Source organism: Streptomyces sp. NPDC059092, from assembly GCF_042756365.1.
Taxonomy (GTDB): domain Bacteria; phylum Actinomycetota; class Actinomycetes; order Streptomycetales; family Streptomycetaceae; genus Streptomyces.
Genome location: NZ_JBHZEJ010000008.1, coordinates 33973 through 53953, shown reverse-complemented (window position 1 = coordinate 53953; position 19981 = coordinate 33973). Strand labels below are relative to the sequence as shown.

Here is a 19981-nt window from a genome sequence, read left to right as displayed (position 1 = left end):
GTCGCGGCGCCGGCGACACCCCAAGGAGCAGACGACCATGACCGGTTCCTACCCTCCGGTGACCGTCCCCGAACGCCAGGTCCCCATCCCCGCCACCCTCAGCGAGTCCGCCCGGGCGGTCACCGCGATGGGCAGCCGCCTCACCCCCGAACCGTGGCCGCCGCTGGACGACCGAGAGGCGGTGCGGGCGTTCATCGCCGAGCGGGACGGGCTGATCCCGCCGGGCGGTGCCGGGCCGATGGTGGCGTCGTGCTACGGCAGTGCCGACACGGGCGTGCACTGTGAGACCGAGCGCATCGAGCTCGACGACGTCGGCGTCTACCAGGCGGTACCCGACGGTGTCACCGAGGACGACCGGCGCGTCCACCTGGTCATCCACGGCGCGTGGATCAGCGGCGGCGGTGAGATGGCCCGCGCCGGCGCGGTCATGACGGCCGGCGCGCTCGGCGCCCGGACCTGGGCGGTGGACTACCGGATGCCGCCGTTCCATCCCTTCCCCACACCGCTCGACGACTGCCTGACCGCCTACCGCGCGCTGCTGCGGGACCACCGTCCCGAGGACATCATCATCGGCGGCATGTCCGGCGGGGCCAACCTCACCGTCGCCACCATCCTGCGCGCCCGCGACGAGGGCCTGCCCCTGCCGGCCGCCGCCGTGGTCAACACCCCGCCGATCGACCTCACCAAGGCCGGCGACACCCACCACACCAGCCACGGAATCGACATCTCCTACGACGCGGACGAACTGGAGACCGTCTTCCAGCTCTACACCGACGGCCACGACCGCACCGACCCCTATGTCTCCCCGATCTTCGCCGACTTCGGCAAGGGCTTCCCGCCCACCGTCCTGACCACCGGCACCCGCGACTTCCTGCTCTCCGACACCGTGCGCCTGCACCGCAGACTGCTCGCCGCCGGAGTGCCCGCGGAACTGCATGTGTGGGAAGGCGCACCGCACTTCATGTTCCTGGGTATGGCACCGGAGGACCACGAACGGGCCGCACAGGTACGCGACTTCTGCGAGCGGCAGTGGGCCGGAGCGGAAGCGGGACGAAAGGTCGCACAGTGAGCGTCATCACCACCGTGCGCGGCGACATCGCGCCGGCCGACCTCGGTTACACCAGCATGCACGAGCACCTCAACGCCGACATGTCGTTGATGCTCGCCCTGGCCGAGCGATACGGGGCGCCCCCCATGCCGGCCGACCAGCTCACCCTGAAGAATGAGAATCTCGCGTTTCTCCGTGATGGTGGCGCCGCGCTGTCGTCGGAGAGCTCGACGGTGGGCGACATCGACTTCACCACGGCCGAACTCGGCTACTTCTCGCGGATCGGGGGCAGAGCGGTCTGCGACGCCTCACCCATCGGCCTGCGCGGTGATGTCCGGGCCCTCAGGACGGCATCCGAACGCGCCGACGTACATGTGGTGTTCGCCACCGGGCTGTACGTCGCCGATGCCCGGCCCGCCGGATACCAGGACATGACCGAGGACGAGCAGGTGGCCTTCTTCAGGCGCGAGGTCACCGACGGCGTCGGCGACACCGGCCTGCGCCCCGGCTTCCTGAAATGCGCCCTGTCGACGACGGATCCGTCCGCTCCACTGCAGCTCGCCGAAACGACCACGCTCCGAGCCATCGCCCGGGTGTCCGCGGAGACAGGATTGAGTGTGCACGTGCACACCGCGTTCCCGATGTCGCTCACCCAGGTACTCGCCGGCGTCGACATCGCACTCGACGCGGGCATGAGTGTCGACCGGCTCGTCATGATGCACATGGACTCCTTCTTCCGTCCCTGGGACGCCATGGCGGCATACGTGGGGGATATGGAGACGCCCCGCACCATCACCACGGAGACAGCGCGCGCGGTCCTCGACCGCGGGGCCAACGTCGGCCTCGACGCGTGGTCGTCGACCGTGGCACTGCTTCCCGACGACTTCGACCGGATGAAGGGCCTCGTGGATCTGCTCCGTGGCGGATACGGCGACCAGATCGTGCTCGGCCACGACACGACGAGCAAGCCGCACGGCAAGTCGTACGGTGGATACGGCTATACCCGGTTCGGTCAGTTCGTGCCGCCGATGCTGCGGCAACTCGGATTCGACGACGATGCCTACCGACGCCTGGTCATCGACAACCCGGCGCGCATCTTGGCACACGAAGCATGACAGGAAGCCGTGGTGGCGACGCACTGTTGATGGAGACGATGAACGCGGCGAAAAGCGCGTCTCCGGTCGTAGAGATGACGGGACCAATCCCCGTGACCGCCGAGTCCGGCGAGCCTTTCGGCGGCGCGGAATCTCCACCGGGGCTGCCTGTCCAGGCCGGCCTCACCCCGATCCAGGCCTTGCCCACGGCGACCCTCACCCCGGCACGTCGCTTCGGCCTGGAGGACCGTGGCCGCATCGCCGAGGGCTCACGGGCCGATCTGCTGCTCGTGGACGGCGGCCCCACCACCACGATGATCAGCGACACCCTCAACCTGCGTGACGTGTGGCGTTCCGGCACCCGCATCACACTCTCGGCCCGATAGAAACCGCCCCAGCCAACGACCGCTGCCCGCCATGTCCTCCGTGGCGGGCAGCCGCCTTGCGGCCACGCACCCTGAGCTCCGCCATCAGCGAGGGCACGCCATGGGCCGGGGCGGCCACCTGTGAGTGGACGGCGGCCGGTCAGGCCGCGGGGACGGGCAGTAGCCGGTAGGCGTTGCCGTGCGTGATCACGCGGCCGGCGGTGGGCGGTGCGAAGTGGGTGCCGAGGAGGAGGGTGTCCGTGCCGGCGAGGGAGCCGAGCAGCTCGTGGCGCGTGGCCTCGGACCGCCGTGGGTCGATGTCGACGCAGGCGCCGATGGCGGGGTGGGCGAGCTGGACCGGGTGGTGGACGCAGTCGCCGGTGATCAGCGCCTTCTCGCCCTGGCTCGCCAGCTGGACGGCGACATGGCCGGGGGTGTGACCGGGCGTGGGGATCAGACGCAGGCCCGGGGCGATCTCGGCGCCCTCGGCCGGGACGTCGACGACGTCCAGCAGACCGGCCCGCTCGACCGGGATCACGGAGTCGCGGAACATCTGTTCGCGTGCCTCCTCCATGTCGTACCCGGCCCAGAACTCCCGCTCGGTGCGGGAGGTGAGGTAGCGGGCGCGGGGGAAGGTGGGGACCCACTCGCCGTTCGCCTCCCGGGTGTTCCAGCCGACGTGGTCCGCGTGCAGGTGGGTGAGGATCACCAGGTCGACGGAGTCCGGGGGGAAACCGCCGGCGGTGAGGCGCTGAAGGAAGTCGGTCCGCAGGTGGTGCCAGGCCGGGTTGGCCCGCTCCTTGCCGTTGCCGATGCCGGTGTCGACCAGAACGCGCAGTCCGTCCACGACGAACGCGAAGCTGTGACTGTCGATCCGCAGCACGCCTTCACGGTCGGCGAAGTGAGGATGCAGCCAGTCCTGGCCGCTCACCACCTCGGGGGTGGCGTCGGGCAGCAGCCACGGTCCGGTCGCGGGCGGCAGGGCGACTTCGTCCACCCGGTGGACGGTGATGTCGCCCACGGTCCAGGAGGGGAGGGAGGTGGCGAGGGGGATCGGCATGGTGCGTCGTTTCCTTTGCTCTTCGACGGAGGGGGAGTCCGCGGCGACCGCGGGCAGGGGGACTCAAGGAGGCCCCGTCTCCATAAACGCAATGTGTTTGCTTTAAGTCACCGTAGAACTTACGGTCGCGCTAAAGCAAATTGTTAGCTTTTGTTGGGCGTGTCACGTCACTCCCGCCCCGATCGGGAGGGAACGCCCATGTCCTCCGCCGAACTCACCCCGCCCGAGGCCGCCCGCTGGGCCGCCCGCGCCGGACTTCCGCTGCCCACCGACCGCCCCATCGCGGTCGCGGCCACCGCCGACCACATCCACTCCGTCGTCGCGGTCCTGCGGGAGCTGGACTTCGGGGACACCCCGCCCGCCGCCTACCGTGCGGGAGGGGAGCCGCACGATGCGACCGTATGGGCTGTCCCTCGCCGCCGCCGCGGCCGCGATCCGGGCCCGCCGGCTGTCCCCCGTCGAACTGGTGGAGTCGGTCCTCGGCCGCGTCGAGCAGGTCGAACCGCACCGGCGCGTACGTCGCGATCGCCGCGGAGGGGGCCCGTCGGGCGGCGTGCGAGGCCGAACGCGAAGTGGTACGAGGCCTTCACCGGGGGCCGTGCGGTCGACCGCGAGGAGCACGCCCGCCGTCGAGACGGCCATGGACCGCGTCGTCGCCCCCCTGATGTACCGCGTTCTCTTCCGTCCGGCCGGACTGGACACCGCGTACGCGCGTCACCTCGTGGACGAATTCCTCGGCGCGGGAGCGAGGGACGGCCGGTGAGCAGGTGACACGGAACGGCGCGGAACGGCGACGCGGAGCGGTGCCACCCGTCACGCCGCCGGCGCCGTGATCCGCCCGCGCGGACCTGCGAGGACGGCTGCTTCTCCCGCACCGCCCCCCGCCCCGTATCCGCTGCTCGGCGGCATCGTCTAGCGGTGCCGGCCCGCAGCCCGCGCCGGGGCGCCGGTCGTGGAGCGGACCATCAGGCGTGGTGTGAGGACGATCTCGCGCGGGGCCGAACGCCCGTCGTCCAGCCGCTCCACGGCCGCCGCCACCGCATGACGTGCCTGTTCCTCCGGGTTCTGGCTGACGGTGGTGAGGTCGAAACTGGCCAGCCGGGACAGGAGGCTGTCGTCGTAGCCGACGACCGAGAGAGTGCCCGGTACGGAGACGCCCGCCTGGCCGAGCGTGCTCAACACGCCCACCGCGCACCGGTCGTTGCACGCGATGACCGCGCTCGGCAGTCCGTCCTCGGCGAGCAGCAGCTCCGCCGCCCGCGCCCCGGCCTCCTCCGTGTGATCGCCGGGGAGCACCCTGATCCGGTCGCTGAGCCGGTGGGCGCGCATGGCGGTGCGGTAGCCGCGGCGCCGGTCCCCCGCGATGCCGCCCTTGCCCCCGTCGATGAAGGCGATGTCGCGGTGGCCCAGCTCCACCAGATGGGCCACCGCCCGGCCCAGCCCCTCGTCGTCCGAGGCGCGTACGACGTCCAGATCGGCCGCCGGGACCCGTCGCCCCACGGAGATCACCGGCAGGCGGCGGTCGAGCGCGGTCAGCCGCGCGGCGGGAATCTCGGTGCCGAGCAGGACCAGCGCCTCGGCCCGGAAGTCGAGCAGGGTCTCCACGGCCTGGCCCTCGTCGCGGACGCGCGTGAGGGTGGAGAGCGCGAGGTCGTACCCCACCTCCTCGGCCGCGACGTACAGGTTCTCGACCAGCTCGGCGTGGAAGCTGTTGCGGATGTCGAAGGTGACGCCGAGCACGCGGCTGCGCCGGCGCGCGAGCAGGCTGGCCGTGCGGTCCGGGCGGTAGCCGATCCGGCCTGCGGCTTCGAGGACCCGCTCGCGGGTCTGCGCGCTGGGCCCCGGGGCGTTCCTGAGGACCAGTGAGACCGACGCGGGGGAGAGCCCCACCAGCTCGGCGACGTCCTCCAGCCGCGGGCGCCGGTTCGGCGCGCCGTCGGCCTCGCCGGTCTCCCGGCCGTCGGAGCCCGGTCTCTTCACTGGCTGAACCCTCCCAGGCCGTCCGGCCGTTCTGTGCGGCATCTCTTGACACCTCGCGGCGACCCGGCCGATAGTACCAGCGACTTAAAGCGCTTTAAATGCGCTCGGAGCACGAGCGAGAAGGAGGATCCCCATGCCCGCACCGTCGATCGGGGTGGCCGTCATCGGAGCCGGGATGGCAGGCCGCGCGCACCTCAACGGGTACCGCACGGCGTCCACCCTCTTCGATCCGGATCTGCCGGAGGTACGGCTCGTCGCCGTCGCCGACGCCCACGAGCCGTTCGCCCGCGACGCCGCCCGGCGGTACGGCTACCAGCGCGCCGAGACCGACTGGCGGGCCATCGCCGCCGCCCCGGACATCGACGCCGTGAGCGTCGTTGTCGCCAACCCGCTGCACCGCGAGATCGTCGAAGGACTGCTCGCGGCCGGAAAGCACGTGCTGTGCGAGAAGCCGCTGGCGCCGAGCACGGCCGACGCGCAGGCGATGGTCGACGCCGCGGCGCGGACGGACCGCGTGGCCGCCGTCGGCTTCACCTTCCGCCGCTCGCCCGCGATCAACGCGATCCGGGAACAGATCACCGAGGGCGGCCTCGGCCAGGTGCGCCACTTCAACGGTCACTACTGGTGCGACTACGGGCACCACCCCGATGCCCCCATGAGCTGGCGCTACCGGGGCGGCCCCGGCTCCGGCGCGCTCGCCGACATCGGCAGCCACCTCGTCGACCTCGGCGAATTCCTGTGCGGACCCGTCGAGAGCGTGCGCGGTACGGTCCTTACCACCGTGATCACCGACCGGCCGACCCCGCTGGGCACCGCCGTCGGCCACTCCGCGGACGTCCCGGTCGGTGACGAGCGAGTCCCGGTCGAGAACGAGGACATCGCGACCTTCACCCTCACCTTCCGCAGCGGCGCCGTCGGTACCGTCTCCGTCTCCCGGGTCGCCTACGGCCTCGCCAACTCCCTCGGGTTCGAGGTCTTCTGCGACGGCGGGGCAGCCGCGTTCGACCTGGTGCGTCCCGGCGAGTTCACCATCGCCGACGCCTCCCCGGCCGGACCCGTCAACGGATACCGGCAGGTCCTGATCGGCCCGAGCCACCCGTACATCGCGCGGGGGCTGCCCATGGACTTCCCCAGCGTGGGCCACGGGCAGAACGATTTCTTCGCCTTCCAGGCGCGGGCGTTCCTCGACCAGATCGCCGGTCTCGACCGGCTGCCGCACTGCCCTCCGCTCGCCCACGGCCTGCACAACCTGCGGATCCTCGACGCGGCCGTGGCCGCCGCGACCGCGGACGGCGGGAGCGTCGCGGTCGGGTAGGCCGGACAGCGGGCCCGGTCGTCCGGGCCGCGCCGGACGCGCCGGCCGGTCAGGCCCGTGCGGCGACGGTGATGATCTCCGGGCTGGTCCCGGTCAGCGGCTCCCGGTGCCAGTCCCCGTACCGCTCCTGAACGGTGAGACCCGCGTCGGCCAGGAACGATGTCACCGCGTCCGCGCCGAGGAAGCGCAGGGTGGAGCGGCTCAGCCGGGGTTCGTCCCAGCCGGGGCTGGTGCAGCGCGTGGTGAAGGCGACCCTGTCCCCGCCCTCGTACGGATCGGCCTCGTTGGCGACCCGTACGACGTCACCGGCGGCGTCGGCCACCTCGACGGCGCGGTCCGGGGTCCACGCGCGCCAGGCGCGCGCCGCCGGGTTGCGGGTCTCGAAGACGAAGCGGCCCTCGTCGGTCAGGGCGGACCTGACCGCGGCGCACGCGCCCCGTACCTCCTCGTCCTCCAGGAGGACCTGGAAGGCGTGCCCCGTCATGACGACCAGGTCGAACGCGCGCTCCCAGTGGGTGGTGGAGAGATCGCCGAGGATCCACTCGACGTCCGTCCCGCGCCGGGCCTGCTCCAGCATGCCGTCCGCCGGGTCGAGACCGCACAACCGCCCCCGGTGCCCCGCCGCGCGGGCCCGGTGCAGCAGGTCGCCCGTACCGCAACCGACATCGAGTACGGAGCGCGCCGACATCACCAGCGGCAGGTAGAAGGCGAAGTCCGGCCGGTCCGCGCAGACCGCGTCGTACAGCGCGGCCAGATCCCGGTCGGAGAAGAGCCGGTCCACCATGGAGCCTGTATACCCTGGGAACCCGGCCGGTACTGTGGGATTTTCCCAGGGGCAGCACAGGGGAGTGACGGCCCTGACGGTCCTGACGGCAGGAGAACGGCCCTGTGGCAGGGACTTCCGGGCAGATGCGCTGTACGCGGTACGCGCGGGAAATGAGGCAAGGCCGGTGAGCGCGCCGCTGTACCAACTGAAGGCCGAGTTCTTCAAGACGCTGGGGCACCCCGTCCGCATCCGGGTGCTCGAACTGCTCAGCGAGCGGGAGCACGCGGTCTCCGAGATGCTTCCGGAGGTCGGGGTCGAGCCCGCTCAGCTCTCCCAGCAGTTGGCCGTACTGCGCCGTGCCAATCTCGTGGTGACGCGCAGGGAGGGTTCGGCCGTCCACTACGCGCTCGCCCATCCCTACCTCGCGGATCTGCTGAGCGTCGCACGGGCGATTCTCTCCGGGGTGCTGGCAGGGCAGGCCGAACTCCTCGCCGATCTGCGCGCCGCGGATTCCGGCGCCACACCTCCGCAGGGCGGTCGGTACGGGAGTTCCTAGGCCGGCCGGACGAGGGCGCGGCCGCCCGCCGCCCTTCTCGTGGGAGGCTTCCGCGTCCGTCCCGCCGCCTACATGTCCACCTCGTGCTCGATCCGCTTCAACTGGTGGCGCGCCATGGCCAGGTTGGCGCGCGCCCGGTCCAGTACGAGGTACAGGAACAGCCCCTGGCCTGCCGAGCCGGCCAGCGGCCGGATCACGTGGTACTGGGAGCCCAGCGTGATCAGGATGTCCTCGATGGCGTCCTGGATGCCGAGCGTTTCCAGGGTCCGCATCTTGGCCCGTACGACATCGGTGTTCCCCGCCGCGGCGACGGCGAGGTCCAGATCCTTGCTTCCGCCCAGCGTGCCCAGCGCCATGCCGCTGGTGTAGTCGACCAGAGCGGCGCCCACGGCGCCCTCGATCATCATCGCGTCCTTCAGTGCCACGTCCGCGCTTGCCATGAACCCCGGTCCTCTCACCCTGTGAACCCTCAGGATGACGAGTTTATCGAGTAACGACTTACGCGGGATGGCGAATTGAAGATATCTTCAACTAGAAGACATGATTCCGCTTCTGCCGCCCGTTCGGGCGGTCCCGGCCCTGATCCATGGGTGTGCGAGAGGGGGGACGGGCCGGCCCCTCAGGAAACTTCCTCCCGCGCCAGGGAACGGCCACGGTCGCGCAACTGCGAGAGCAGATCCTCCTGGCCGGCCAGCAGCTCGACCAGGATCCGCCGCGCCGCGCGCAGCAGCTCCGCCACGTCCCCGCCCGCCAGCTCGTACACGACGGTCGAGCTGCTCCGCGTCGCCGTCACGATCCCCGCGCGGCGCAACACCGCGAGCTGCTGCGAGAGGCTGGACGGCTCGATCTCGATCGCGGTGAGCAGGTCCCGTACGGGCATCGGCCCGTCCTGGAGGAGTTCCAGCACACGGATGCGCACCGGATGCCCCAGCATCCGGAAGAACTCCGCCTTCGCCTGGTACAGCGGAATCTGCGGCCCCGACACGGAACGCCCCTCACTCTCCGGCGGCGCCACCCCGGCGCCCCGCCACGACGGAATTCCTCCACCCTATTACCCCCTCGCGGCGGGCCGGTTCAGGGGCGCCGCGGCGGCTCGGGCCACTCCCAGGAGACGCCGTGGATGCCCGCCGGGCAGCGGCCCGGCGCCGAGTGGACGGTGTGCGAGGCGTCCAGGGCGACGCGGTGGTTGTAGCTCTTGTCCGCCTCGGAGTGCTCGCGGTAATAGCGGTGACTGACCACCGGAAGGGCCTCCGGATGGAAATAGACATGGAGCAGATAATCGCGCAGCCGGACGCGGGTGCGGCGCTCGTAATGGTCGTCGGTGCCGTCCCCGGGATCGACGGAGAGGGTGTAGTCGATGACCACCGTCTCGTTCTTGGCGAGTTGCCGGCCGAACTCTATGTCGAGGACGACCGTACTCACTTCGGGAAGAAAGCGGACAGGCCCGGGAATTCCGCAGCGCACCGTGGTGCGGACCGCGCGCGCCCCGCTGTCGACGGTGTGGACGGCGGTGAGCCGGTCGGCGCCCTCACGCGCCGCGCGCAGCACCTGCTGGATGGCGATGGAGCACAGCCGCCGGTTCTCGTCGATGGTGACGGTCTCCCGGATGCTCAGCGTGGAGATGGCCTCGTTGAGCCGCGCGAAGTCGGGGCCGAGGATCTGTTCCGCCAGGGAGTTCTCGCCGAAGACGCGGTGGGAGGAGCTGAGGTCGTGGGCGGGCGGCGCGACCCGGCCACGGGGACGGTACGGGCCGATCAGCGAGCGCAGTGTGCCGGGCGGCAGTTCGAGGATGGTCTCCAGCGCGTCCACGGCGCGCAGCGAGTCCGCCCGTTCGGGCTCGCTGCGCCCCCGCTGCCAGTAGCTGAGGGTGGTCAGGCTGATCTGGATGGACTGCTCCGCGAGCCGGCTGCGTACACGCTCCAGGGACAGGCCGCGTCTCTTGATGGCCTGCTGGAAGACCTCGGCGAAGACGGGCGAGGAGGGATCCGGGTCCTGATGCACTGGATTCCCCTCCGGGTCGAGCGGTGGAGCCGCGCCGTGCCCGCACGGGCAGGACCGCCCACCGTATCCGATGGGCGGTCCTGGGGGCCGGTGGGGGCGGCCCGGTGATGCGGTACGCGGGGCGTTCGCGCCCGGGTGGGATCAGTTGGTGTTGAGGGTGAGGCCGTAGTGCGAGAGGGCGTCGTCCAGCGGCTGGAAGTAGGAGGAGCCGGGCGAGTTGACACTGCCGGTGCAGCGCTGCGCGGACGGTCCGCCCGAGGTCATCCCCTGGGCCTGGTTGCCGGAGATGTAGGCGCCGCCGCTGTCGCCGCCCTGGGTGCAGACCGAGGAGCTGCCCAGGCCGGTGACGACGGTGTTGGGACCGCCGTTGGCGTCGCTGTAGGTGACGGTCACGTTGTACGAGTTGACCTTGCCGCAGGTCCAGAAGGTCGTACGGCCCGACTTGCACAGGGCGGCGCCGGACGCGGCCCGCGAGCTGCCCTGGACGGCGACGGTGCCCGCGCTGCCGTACGTGCCGACCTGCGTGGCGATGGAGCTGCCCGAGTCGACGGCCGCTATGCCCATGTCGACGCTGCGGCTGCCGACCGCGAACCGGGTGTTGGTGCCCTGGGCGAAGCGCGTGCCCTTGTACGACAGGACGGGCAGGTCCTCGATGCAGTGGCCGGCGGTGACGAGGTACTGGCGGCCCGACGCGTCACGGGCGCCGTAACCGACGGAGCAGACGTAGCCGTTGAAGGACATCTCGTCACCCGGGGAGACGACGGCCTGGGTGGACAGTTCCTCCGTGCCCTCGACCACGCGGACGGCGTCACCGTGGGCCTTCGCGGCCGTGAGGAAGGACTGCGCCGCCGCGCTCCTCGCGCTGTTGACCTCGACGGTGACGGTGTCGGTGGCGAGATCGACCGACCAGGCGGTCACCCCGTCGGGCGTCCGGTCGAGGGCCTTGGCGTCCAGCTCCGCCTTGATGCGGTCGAGCGCGGCCTGGCCGTGCTCGGCCACCCGCGGGGTCAGACCGGCGTCCTCGATGCGCTGTTCGGCGCGGGGGTCGGCGGCGTTGACGACGAGGGCGCCGGCTCTGTCGAAGAAGGCGCCGTCCGTGGCGACCCCCTGCCGGTCGAGCTTCGAGAGTTCGGCCTGCTGGTCGGCCTGGTCGTCCAGCCGGGCGGCGGCCGCGGTCTCGCTGACGCCGAGTGAGGTGGCCAGGGCCTTGACCATCGCCGGGTCGTAGCGCTCGGCGGTCTGTTCGCCCGCCTGGGCTCCGGTCACGACGGTGACGGAGAGCAGCGCGCCCGCGGCGGCGGCCGCGAGGATGTTCCGGGAGACTCGCACAGTCATTCCTTCCGGTTCACGGAACACACGGCCGTGTATGGGGGGAGGAAAACGGCGTGGGGGAGCCGTTTTCACAGAGGGGGGAGCCGTGTGTCCGGCGGCAACCAGGTTGCTTGGTGGCCGCGTTCGGAACTCTGGCCTATTTTCTCGGGCCGATTCAAGAGAGTTCCGGCGGCAGGAATTCAACAGAGTTGAACCGCCCTGTTGAAACTCTTCGAGGGGAAAGGGAAAAAGAGGAATATGCCGGGCGCCGGGCGCGGTGGATGTGGTCGAACCGTGTGCTCGCGGCGAGTGTTCGATGGAGGGGTGTTTCGTGCGGTGCGGTGTTTCGTGCGGTGCGGTGGATCGTGTGGTGAAGGGACGGGGTGACGAGAGGGAGCGGCAGGGAGCGGGGGCCGGGGTCATGGGCGGCCGGGGGGGTGTCGTGGGCCGCGGCGTTGACGCCTCGATCCGCGCGGGCGGCGCCTTCGCGGCGGGCCGGCTCGGCGGGCTGCCGGACGGCCGGGACCAGGAGACCCGGCTCCGGCCCGGCCGCCGCGCCGTCTCCCGGGTGCTGCTCCCGCCCTCCGGGCGCGCGGTACTGGAGCCGGCCCGCCGGGCCGTCGCCCTGCTGGGGAACGGCTCGCCGCGCGCCGGTACCTGACCCGCTTGTCGCTCGTGCGGCGCTCCTGGGGGCCGTCCCGCGCGGCGCGGTATACTAGTTGTATGCAACCGTGGGGGAAGTCGTGACGTCGGGCCGCGAGAAGGCGTACGCGTTCCTCAAGGAGGAAGTCCTCACCGACCCCGCTCTCCAGGGCGGGTTCCTCTCCGAGCAGGAGATCGCGGACCGTATCGGCGTCTCCCGCACCCCCATCCGCGAGGCGCTGCTGCTGCTCGCCGCGGAGGACCTGGTCAGGCTCGTCCCCAAGCGCGGCGCGCAGATCGTTCCCCTCTCCGGGAGGGAGATCACCGAGCTGATGGAGTTGCGCGGCATCGTCGAGCGGTACGCCGCCGAGCGCGTCGTCCCGGACGGCCGGGCCCCCGTGGCCGAGCTGACGGCGTTGCTGGAGCGGCAGCGTGAGCTGAGCGGGTCCGAGCACGCCAAGGAATTCATCGCGGTGGACCACCAGTTCCACGCGACGATGGTCGCCGCCGTGGGCAACGCGCTGCTCACCCGCCACTACGACGGGCTGCGCAGCCGGCAGATCCGGGCCGGAGTGGTGGCGCTCTACAACCAGCACGGCCGGCAGGAGTCCGTGCTGCGGGAACACCGTGCGATCCTGACCGCGATCGCCGCCGGCGACGCGGGGGCCGCGTGCACGGCGATCGACAGTCATCTGGAAACGACCCTCAAGGTCCTCCTCGCGGGCTAGGCGCTCTGTCTGACGAATAGCGCCGTCCGCCCGTAGGGCGGGGCGCGCGGCGTCCGGTGCACTGCACTCGCTCCGTCTCGGCGCACTGAACGGCCCTTCGGATGCCGAGCGCGATCGCGAGGCGGAGGATCGGCACCCTCGATGGCCCGGACGTACGCGGACGACTCCGACCACGCGGCGAGCGTGCGTGCCAGGCGTCGCGTGTTAGGCGGGATGTGTCAGACAGAGCCTGGGGAAACCAATCAACTCGCTGCGGAGAGGCGGCGGTTGGCCAGTACGGGCACGGCTCGGCGTACGGAGGTGACCTCGTCGGGATCGAGGTCGGCCAGCAGCATCCCCGGTTCCCGGCCGAGTGACTGTCGTACGGTCCCGTCGGGGCCGATGACCGCGCTGTGGCCGATCCCGGTGGGCGCCTTCGACGTCGCGGGCGCGCCGGACGCCGCCGGGTCCGCCTGGTCCACGGCGGCGAGCCAGAGAGTCGCGTCGAGGGCACGGGCACGCGTCAGCAGCTCCCACTGCTCGCGCTTGCCCGGCCCCGCGCCCCACGACGCCGGCAGCAGCGAGACGACCGCGCCCGCGTCGGCGTGGGCCCGGAACAGCTCGGGGAAGCGGACGTCGTAACAGGTCGCGAGGCCGATGCGGAGACCGTCCACGTCGATGGTGACCACTTCGGAGCCGGGCGCCACGGTGTCGGACTCGGCGTAGCCGAAGGCGTCGTACAGGTGGATCTTGTCGTACGACGCCTCCACCCCGGGGCCGGTGGCCAGCAGTGTGTTCGCCACCTTGCCGTCCGGTGCGGGGGTGAACATCCCCGCGACCACCACGAGCCCGGTGTCCTCGGCGATCCGGCGGACCTCCCCGGCCCAGGGGCCGTCGAGCGGTTCGGCGACCGGGGCGAGCGGGGTGCCGAAGCAGGCCATCGACGCCTCGGGGAAGACGACGGCGCGGGCGCCCCCGTCCGCCGCGCGGTGGGCCTGTTCGCGGAGGAGTCCGATGTTCGACCCGGGGTCGGGGCCGGTGGTGAGCTGGCTCAGCGCGATGCGCATGGGCGGTTCCTTCCGTGTGTACGGGGTGAGGCGTGCGGAGGCCGTGGGCAAGGGAGTCGGGGCGGTGCGGTCAGCGGGTGGGTGCCTCGTCCGGCCGTACGGAGGCCGGAGCCGCGTCCTCGGCCGGAGTGTGCGGCGGATCCTCCTCGTCGGAGTCCGCGCCGTCGCGGCCCAGCCACACGCCGCCGATCGTGACGACCGCGGTGATCGCGATGTAGAGCGCCAGCGGCACCCACGAGTGGTACGCGTCGAGCAGCGCCGTGAACAGCAGCGGAGCCACCGCCCCGCCCACGACCCCGGCCAGGGTGTAGGCGAGCGACGAGCCCGTGTAGCGCAGTCGCGGGGAGAACTGCTCGGAGATGAAGGCCGCCTGCGGACCGTACATCAGCGAGTGGATGGCGAGCGCGACCACCACACCGGCGGCGAGCAGAGGCCAGCTCCCGCCCGCGGTCAGCGGGAAGAACACGAACGGCCACACGCCGGCCGCCACCGCGGAAATCCCGTACAGCAGGCGCCGGTTGACCCGGTCCGAGAGGGCGCCCGCCAGGGGGATGAGGAAGATCTGGAACGTGGAGCCGATCAGGACGGCGGCCAGCGCCGAGCCGCGTGACATACCGAGTTCGCCGGTCGCGTACGTCAGGACGAAGACGGTGAACAGCGCGTACAGCACGTCCGGGGCGATCCGGCTGAGGATCGCCGCGGTCAGGGCACGCGGGTGGGTGGTGAAGACTTCCCTGATCGGTGCCTCGGGGCGCTTCTCCTCCGCCTCCATGGCCAGGAAGACCGGGGTCTCCTCCAGCTTCGTACGGATCCACAGCCCGAAGACGACCAGGACCCCGGAGAGCAGGAACGCCACCCGCCAGCCCCAACTGACGAACTGCTCGTCCGTCAGCAGGATGCCGAGGGCGGCGAGAACACCGTTGGCGAGCAGATTGCCGGCGGGCGGGCCGACCTGTGCGGCCGAGGCGTAGAAGCCGCGCCGCCGCGGATCGCCGAACTCGCTGGAGAGCAGTACGGCGCCGCCCCACTCGCCGCCGACCCCGACGCCCTGTGCGAAGCGGAGGATCACCAGCGCGATCGGGGCGGTCACGCCGATCGTCGCGTACGACGGGAGCAGGCCGATGAAGAGGGTCGCGACGCCGATCAGGACGAGCGTCGCGATGAGGACCTTCTTGCGGCCGATCTTGTCACCGAGGCGGCCGAAGACGAAGCCGCCCAGTGGGCGGGACACGTAGCCGACGGCGTACGTGGAGAACGCCAGCAGGGTGCCGGTGGCCGGATCCTCCGAGGGGAAGAACACCTCGCCGAAGACCAGGGCGGCGGCCACGGAGTAGATGGCGAAGTCGTACCACTCCAGGGCGGTTCCGGTGAGGCTGGCGAAGAAGGCGCGGCGGACCGCGGAGCCGCCGGGCGGGGGTTGATCCGTACTCGTGGTGGTGTGGTTCACGGCATCCGTCCTTGGGTGGGGCGCACCGCCGTCGGGGGAGGGCGCGCTGTCGACCTTCCGGCATACTTCTTGTATACAGGTGGTATGCGCAAGTCTTCCGCGCAAAGTTAACCTCGCCGATACCGCGAACGATGTGGAGAACTCCCATGGCGCTGCTCACCTTCGAACTGCCCGACGGCACCACCCGGCAGGCCGATGTCGTCCAGGTGCTCAACGCCGGCTACGCGGGCCGCAGCCAGGACGACGTGGCCGCGCACGTGGCCGAACTGGCCGAGCTCGGCGTGCCCGCGCCGTCCGTCACCCCCGCCCTCTACCCGGTTTCCCCGTACCTCGCCCAGCACACCGAGCGGGTCAGCGTCCAGCACGGGCGCACCTCCGGTGAGGCGGAATGGGCCCTGATCGTGGACGGGGAGGGCGAGCTGCTGCTGACCGCCGCCTGCGACCACACCGACCGCGAGCTGGAGGTGCACGGGGTGGCCTGGAGCAAGAACGCGGGCCCGGACGTGCTCGCCCGCCGCGCCTGGCGGCTGGCCGACGTGCAGGACCGGCTCGACAGCCTCACCCTGCGGGCGTGGGTGGGCCGCGAGGGCGGCGAATCCCTCATCCAGGACGGCACGCTCGCCGAACTGCTGACCCCGGCGTACTGGGCCGAGGTGCTGCGGGAGCGCGGCGATCTCGTGCCCGGCACGGTGCTGATCTCCGGCACGATCCCCATGGCCGAGGGCGTCGACCAGTTCGCCGACCGCTGGCGGGTGGAGCTGGGCGACCCGGGCACCGGCGACACGATCGGGCTCGCGTACGACGTGGTGCGCATGCCGGCGCCCATCGGCTGACCCGCGCCGCCGGTCCCGGGCGCGCGTACGCATCCGTAGACAGTGTCTACTCGGTGCTGGTGGACGGTGTCTATGAGTGAAAATGACGCGGGCCCGCGGGCCCGGCTGGTGGCGGTCGGTGTCGATCTCGTGGCCCGGGAGGGCGTGCAGGCGCTCTCCCTGCGCGAGATCGCCCGGCAGGCCGGGGTCTCGCACGGCGCGCCGCGCCGCTACTTCCCGACGCATGCCGCTCTGCTGTCCGCCATCGCACGCCAGGGCTTCGCCGGGCTCGCGGACGAGGTCGCCGCGGCGATGGCGGACTGCGATGCGGTGGACGACGACGATACGAGCGCCGCGGGCGCGGGCGCGGACGCTGGGGCGGTGGTGTTCGGCGGGGGGAGCCCTCGCGCCCGGATCCTGGCGCTCGGACGGGTCTATCTCGGCTTCGCGGCGGCCAACCGCGGCATGTTCGAGCTGATGTTCCGCCATGACCTGCTGGAGAACGGCGGGCTCGGGCAGGCCCCGGGGCTGCGCGAGACCAGCCTGCCGCTCTTCGGCGTGCTCGTGGACCTGGTCCGCCGCGCGGGGACCCGGGCCGACGGGGAGCCGGGGCCGGCCGAGGAGCTGACGCCGGAGGTGGTCGCGGGCGCGCTGTGGGCCAATCTGCACGGCGTCGCGCAGTTGTGGGCGTGGGGCAGTCTTCAGCTCGCCTCGGGCGACGACGACGCCGAGCCACTGCTCCGCGCCGCGCTCGACGCGCACCTCGGGCCGGAGCGCCCGTGAACTCCGGGGAGCCGACGAGGCCCGCGACGTCCCGGAATTCCGGAGAGTCGACGGGCCCCGCGATGTCCGTGAACTCCGGGGAGCCGACGAGCCACGCCGCGTCCGTGAAGCCCGGGCTTCCGCGGCGTCTCGTTCTCGCCGGGAGCGTCGCCGGTGCCACGATCGTCGCCCTCTACGGCACCGTACTGTCCGTCGCCCCTCGGAAGCGGGGTGCGCGTCCTGCCGCTGGCCGTGCTGATGGTGCTCAGCGCACCCGTCGCCGCCGCACTGTCGCGCCGGCGGGGCCGCGCGGGACGGCCGTGCCGGCGATGGTCCTGATCGTCCTCGGCGTCCTGACGCTGTCCACGCTCGACCGGGCGTCGCCGCCCCTGGTGATCAGCGGCGGCTTCCTCGTGCTGGGGGCCGGTTTCGGTACGGTCATGGTCACCGCGACGGCCGTCGTCGTGCGCCACGCGCCGGTCGCCCGGGCCGGCCGGGTGGCGCGGGCGGTGCGCGGGACGGCGGGCCGTACGGGGCGGCACCGTACGGCGGCGCGGAAGGCCTCACCTCCGCCATGGGCACCACGCCGCCGGTCCTCGCGGCCGTGGCCGCGCTCGGCGCGCTGCTCGCGACCAGGCTTCCCGGACCGGGGACGGACCCGGCCGGCGGCTCCGGCGGAAACTTATCGATCTTGGACAGGCGTTCCCAACAGTCCGACTCGTGTGTAGCGTCTAGGCGCCGGGCTCCTGGTGAACCGGCTCCCACGCCCTGCTCGACCCCACAGGAGAGTTCGTTGAAACGACCGCCCTACCTCGCCGCCGCCGACCGCTACGAGGGCATGCGGTTCCAGCGCAGCGGTCTGAGCGGCGTACGGCTGCCGCAGGTCTCCCTGGGGCTGTGGCACAACTTCGGTGACACCGCCCCGCTGGAGAAACAGCGCGCCGTGCTGCGCCGCGCCTTCGACCGGGGTGTCTCCCACTTCGACCTCGCGAACAACTACGGCCCGCCGTACGGCAGCGCCGAGGCGAACTTCGGGACGATCTACGCGCAGGACTTCCAGCCCTACCGCGACGAGCTGTTCCTCTCCACCAAGGCGGGCTACGACATGTGGCCCGGTCCGTACGGCGAGTTCGGTTCCCGCAAGCACCTGCTGTCGAGCCTCGACCAGTCGCTGAGCCGGATGCGCGTGGAGTACGTCGACCTCTTCTACTCGCACCGCTTCGACCCGGACACGCCCCTGGAGGAGACGGTGGGGGCGCTCGCCTCGGCCGTACAGCAGGGCAAGGCCCTGTACGCCGGGCTCTCCAACTATCCGCCGGAGCAGATGCGGCGCGCCTCCGAACTCCTCAAGGAGCTCGGCACCCCGCTGCTGATCAACCAGCACGCGTACAACATGCTCGACCGCGGCATCGAGCGGAACGGGCTGATCGCCGCCTCCGACGAGGTCGGCGCCGGGGTCATCGCCTTCTCGCCGCTCGCGCAGGGGCAGCTCACCGACCGCTATCTCAACGGGGTGCCCGCCGACTCGCGGATGGCCGTCGGTCACTTCCTCAAGCGGGACACGCTCAGCGACGAGAAGCTGACCCTGCTGCACGCGCTCAACAAGGTCGCGGGCGACCGCGGCCAGACCCTGGCCCAGCTCGCGCTGACCTGGGTGCTGCGCGACGCGCGCGTCACATCGGTGCTGATCGGCGCCAGCAGTGTCGGCCAGCTCGACCAGAACCTGGCCGTCCTGGACGCCACGCCCCTGACGGAGCAGGAACTGGCCACGATCGACGCTCTGCTGGCGGACAGCGCGGTGGCGTAGCGGTAGGTACGGGGCGGCGCGCCACGTACCGCACGGCCTGGAGGAGGGGCCGACCGGAGGAGAAGCCGGTCGGCCCCTCGGCGTGTCCGGCCAGGGCGATGCCCGGCGTCCGGAGTGGGTTTCACAGCTCCCGGCGGAAGGCGGCCAGGAGCTGTCTCGTATGGTTCGCGGGCTCCGCGTGGGTGACCATCCGGTCCATCGCCTGCATGTGCGCGGACACCTCGTGGGCGTCGTCCAGATAGAGCGCCCCGGTCAGATACTCGATGTAGACCATGTCGGGCACTTCGGGGATGTCGAAGCGGAACAGAACGAACGGGCTGTACGTGCCCGGGTGCGGCCCCGCGCCGAACTCGGCTATCTGGAGCGTCACGTTCGGCATCTCGACCGCTTCGATCAGCCGGTCGATCTGGGCGCGCATCACGGCCTTCGAGCCGACGGGCCGGCGCAGCACCGTCTCGTCGAGGACGGCCCAGAAGGCAGGGGCGTCGGAGCGTGTGAGCAGCGCCTGTCTCTCCATCCGCAGGGCGACATGGCGCTCGATCCGGTGCGGGTCGGTGGTCCGGCCGACCGCCCCCGTGGCCAGGACCGCGTGCGCGTACTCCTCGGTCTGGAGCAGCCCCGGCATGAAGTGCGGCTCGTACGAGCGGATGGTCTTCGCGGCCTCTTCGAGGCTGACGTACCCGCTGAACCAGTCGGGGAGTATGTCGTGGAACCGCTGCCACCAGCCGGGCTTGTTGGCCTCCTCGGCCAGCCGGAGGAAGACCTCGGTGTCCTGGGGGCCGAGCCCGTACTCGGGCAGCAGGAACTGGAGGTAGGGGATCTTGAGGGAGACCTCGGCGGTCTCCATCCGGCGGACGGTGGCGGCGGTGACCCGGAGCAGCCTCGCCGACTGTTCCCGGCTGAGCCCGGCCCTCTCGCGGAGTGACTGGAGCTGCCTGCCGAGAACGAGCTGCCCGATGGTGGGGGCAGGCCGAGGCTCGCTCACACTCCACCCCCGACGACCGGTGTCATACCGGGGAGTCTGTCACAGCGGTACGGGGGTGAGGAGGCCCTGTTGACGGCTTGTGATGTCTGTGCGGCGGGCCGCACGTGGACGGGAGGAACGGAGGGGGAGAGGGAGGGAGAGGGAGGGGGAGGGGAGACGAGGCGACGGCGGTGAGAGCCGCCCGTCAGGCGGGCCGAAGGGGTCGCGTCCCGGAACCCGGACCCGACCCCAAACGCCTGCGCGGGCCCCGGCCCGG

At 71.6% G+C, this 19981-nt stretch carries 20 protein-coding genes and 3 pseudogenes; 13 read left to right on the top strand and 10 right to left on the bottom strand.

Features of this window, described 5'->3' with window-relative positions; all coding sequences use genetic code 11:
* Positions 1–37: 37 nt before the first annotated feature.
* The 3 genes and pseudogenes from ACFXPL_RS07410 to ACFXPL_RS07400 all read left to right on the top strand — a co-directional run.
* Positions 38–1069: an alpha/beta hydrolase gene (locus ACFXPL_RS07410; protein WP_384913928.1), complete on the top strand. Its 1032-nt coding sequence runs from the start codon at positions 38–40 to the stop codon at positions 1067–1069.
* Positions 1066–2163 (top strand): phosphotriesterase, encoded by a 1098-nt coding sequence (locus ACFXPL_RS07405; protein WP_384913925.1) that lies wholly within the window; start codon positions 1066–1068, stop codon positions 2161–2163. Before ACFXPL_RS07410 ends, ACFXPL_RS07405 begins: the two co-directional genes overlap by 4 nt.
* Positions 2164–2312: 149 nt before the next feature.
* Positions 2313–2528, top strand: a pseudogene (locus ACFXPL_RS07400) (amidohydrolase family protein); the annotation flags it as partial.
* A gap of 139 nt (positions 2529–2667) precedes the next feature.
* Here the strand turns inward: ACFXPL_RS07400 and ACFXPL_RS07395 are convergent.
* The gene (locus ACFXPL_RS07395) at positions 2668–3567 is read right to left on the bottom strand and encodes an MBL fold metallo-hydrolase (RefSeq protein WP_384913922.1); all 900 of its coding nucleotides are present in this window, start codon (positions 3565–3567) and stop codon (positions 2668–2670) included.
* A 198-nt stretch (positions 3568–3765) separates the two neighbouring features.
* Between ACFXPL_RS07395 and ACFXPL_RS07390 the strand changes: the two are divergent.
* The 3 genes and pseudogenes from ACFXPL_RS07390 to ACFXPL_RS07380 form a co-directional block, all read left to right on the top strand.
* A pseudogene (locus tag ACFXPL_RS07390) lies at positions 3766–3969 on the top strand (hypothetical protein); the annotation flags it as partial.
* A pseudogene (locus tag ACFXPL_RS07385) lies at positions 3959–4166 on the top strand (Asp-tRNA(Asn)/Glu-tRNA(Gln) amidotransferase GatCAB subunit A); the annotation flags it as partial. The pseudogenes ACFXPL_RS07390 and ACFXPL_RS07385, both read left to right, overlap by 11 nt.
* Positions 4166–4330 carry a hypothetical protein gene (locus tag ACFXPL_RS07380; RefSeq protein ID WP_384914212.1) on the top strand — a complete coding sequence of 55 codons (165 nt, stop codon included), beginning with the start codon at positions 4166–4168 and terminating at the stop codon, positions 4328–4330. The pseudogene ACFXPL_RS07385 and the gene ACFXPL_RS07380, both read left to right, overlap by 1 nt.
* A 149-nt stretch (positions 4331–4479) precedes the next feature.
* On the opposite strand, the gene ACFXPL_RS07375 is transcribed toward ACFXPL_RS07380, so the two are convergent.
* Positions 4480–5547, bottom strand: a complete 1068-nt coding sequence (locus ACFXPL_RS07375) for a LacI family DNA-binding transcriptional regulator (protein WP_384913919.1) — start codon at positions 5545–5547, stop codon at positions 4480–4482.
* Positions 5548–5680: 133 nt separating this feature from the next.
* Here ACFXPL_RS07375 and ACFXPL_RS07370 point away from each other — a divergent pair, with 133 nt between their 5' ends.
* Entirely contained in the window at positions 5681–6862 is a 1182-nt protein-coding gene (locus ACFXPL_RS07370; protein WP_384913916.1) for a Gfo/Idh/MocA family protein, read from the top strand.
* A gap of 49 nt (positions 6863–6911) precedes the next feature.
* Here ACFXPL_RS07370 and ACFXPL_RS07365 read toward each other — a convergent pair whose 3' ends face one another.
* Positions 6912–7646, bottom strand: a complete 735-nt coding sequence (locus ACFXPL_RS07365; protein ID WP_384913913.1) for a class I SAM-dependent DNA methyltransferase — start codon at positions 7644–7646, stop codon at positions 6912–6914.
* Positions 7647–7812: 166 nt separating this feature from the next.
* Between ACFXPL_RS07365 and ACFXPL_RS07360 the strand changes: the two genes are divergently transcribed.
* Positions 7813–8184: an ArsR/SmtB family transcription factor gene (locus ACFXPL_RS07360; protein ID WP_384913910.1), complete on the top strand. Its 372-nt coding sequence runs from the start codon at positions 7813–7815 to the stop codon at positions 8182–8184.
* 68 nt (positions 8185–8252) lie between these two features.
* Here the strand turns inward: ACFXPL_RS07360 and ACFXPL_RS07355 are convergent, their stop codons facing one another.
* The 4 genes from ACFXPL_RS07355 to ACFXPL_RS07340 all read right to left on the bottom strand — a co-directional run bounded on the left by ACFXPL_RS07355 (position 8253) and on the right by ACFXPL_RS07340 (position 11514).
* Positions 8253–8624 carry a hypothetical protein gene (locus tag ACFXPL_RS07355; RefSeq protein WP_384913907.1) on the bottom strand — a complete coding sequence of 124 codons (372 nt, stop codon included), beginning with the start codon at positions 8622–8624 and terminating at the stop codon, positions 8253–8255.
* A 179-nt stretch (positions 8625–8803) separates the two neighbouring features.
* Complete coding sequence (locus ACFXPL_RS07350) at positions 8804–9169, bottom strand: ArsR/SmtB family transcription factor (RefSeq protein WP_384913904.1); 366 nt, start codon at positions 9167–9169, stop codon at positions 8804–8806.
* Positions 9170–9258: 89 nt separating this feature from the next.
* Positions 9259–10185, bottom strand: coding sequence for an XRE family transcriptional regulator (locus ACFXPL_RS07345; RefSeq protein WP_384913901.1), 927 nt, complete (start codon positions 10183–10185; stop codon positions 9259–9261).
* Positions 10186–10326: 141 nt separating this feature from the next.
* Positions 10327–11514 carry a S1 family peptidase gene (locus tag ACFXPL_RS07340; protein ID WP_384913898.1) on the bottom strand — a complete coding sequence of 396 codons (1188 nt, stop codon included), beginning with the start codon at positions 11512–11514 and terminating at the stop codon, positions 10327–10329.
* 424 nt (positions 11515–11938) lie between these two features.
* Here ACFXPL_RS07340 and ACFXPL_RS07335 point away from each other — a divergent pair, with 424 nt between their 5' ends.
* Both ACFXPL_RS07335 and ACFXPL_RS07330 read left to right on the top strand, forming a co-directional pair.
* Entirely contained in the window at positions 11939–12157 is a 219-nt protein-coding gene (locus ACFXPL_RS07335; protein ID WP_384913895.1) for a hypothetical protein, read from the top strand.
* An 82-nt stretch (positions 12158–12239) separates the two neighbouring features.
* The gene (locus ACFXPL_RS07330) at positions 12240–12866 is read left to right on the top strand and encodes a GntR family transcriptional regulator (RefSeq protein ID WP_384914187.1); all 627 of its coding nucleotides are present in this window, start codon (positions 12240–12242) and stop codon (positions 12864–12866) included.
* 242 nt (positions 12867–13108) lie between these two features.
* Here the strand turns inward: ACFXPL_RS07330 and ACFXPL_RS07325 are convergent, their stop codons facing one another.
* Positions 13109–13912, bottom strand: coding sequence for a carbon-nitrogen hydrolase family protein (locus tag ACFXPL_RS07325; RefSeq protein ID WP_384913892.1), 804 nt, complete (start codon positions 13910–13912; stop codon positions 13109–13111).
* 70 nt (positions 13913–13982) lie between these two features.
* Positions 13983–15359, bottom strand: a complete 1377-nt coding sequence (locus ACFXPL_RS07320; protein WP_384913889.1) for an MFS transporter — start codon at positions 15357–15359, stop codon at positions 13983–13985.
* Positions 15360–15505: 146 nt separating this feature from the next.
* Here ACFXPL_RS07320 and ACFXPL_RS07315 point away from each other — a divergent pair, with 146 nt between their 5' ends.
* From ACFXPL_RS07315 to ACFXPL_RS07305, 3 genes are all read left to right on the top strand, one after another.
* Entirely contained in the window at positions 15506–16192 is a 687-nt protein-coding gene (locus ACFXPL_RS07315) for a DUF2848 domain-containing protein (protein WP_384913884.1), read from the top strand.
* Between the two features lie 72 nt (positions 16193–16264).
* Entirely contained in the window at positions 16265–16954 is a 690-nt protein-coding gene (locus ACFXPL_RS07310) for a TetR/AcrR family transcriptional regulator (protein ID WP_384913881.1), read from the top strand.
* A gap of 817 nt (positions 16955–17771) precedes the next feature.
* Entirely contained in the window at positions 17772–18740 is a 969-nt protein-coding gene (locus ACFXPL_RS07305) for an aldo/keto reductase (protein WP_384914184.1), read from the top strand.
* 121 nt (positions 18741–18861) lie between these two features.
* On the opposite strand, the gene ACFXPL_RS07300 is transcribed toward ACFXPL_RS07305, so the two are convergent.
* A complete protein-coding gene (locus ACFXPL_RS07300) occupies positions 18862–19725 on the bottom strand; it encodes a helix-turn-helix domain-containing protein (RefSeq protein ID WP_384913878.1) in 864 nt (287 codons plus the stop codon).
* Between the last annotated feature and the right edge of the window lie 256 nt (positions 19726–19981).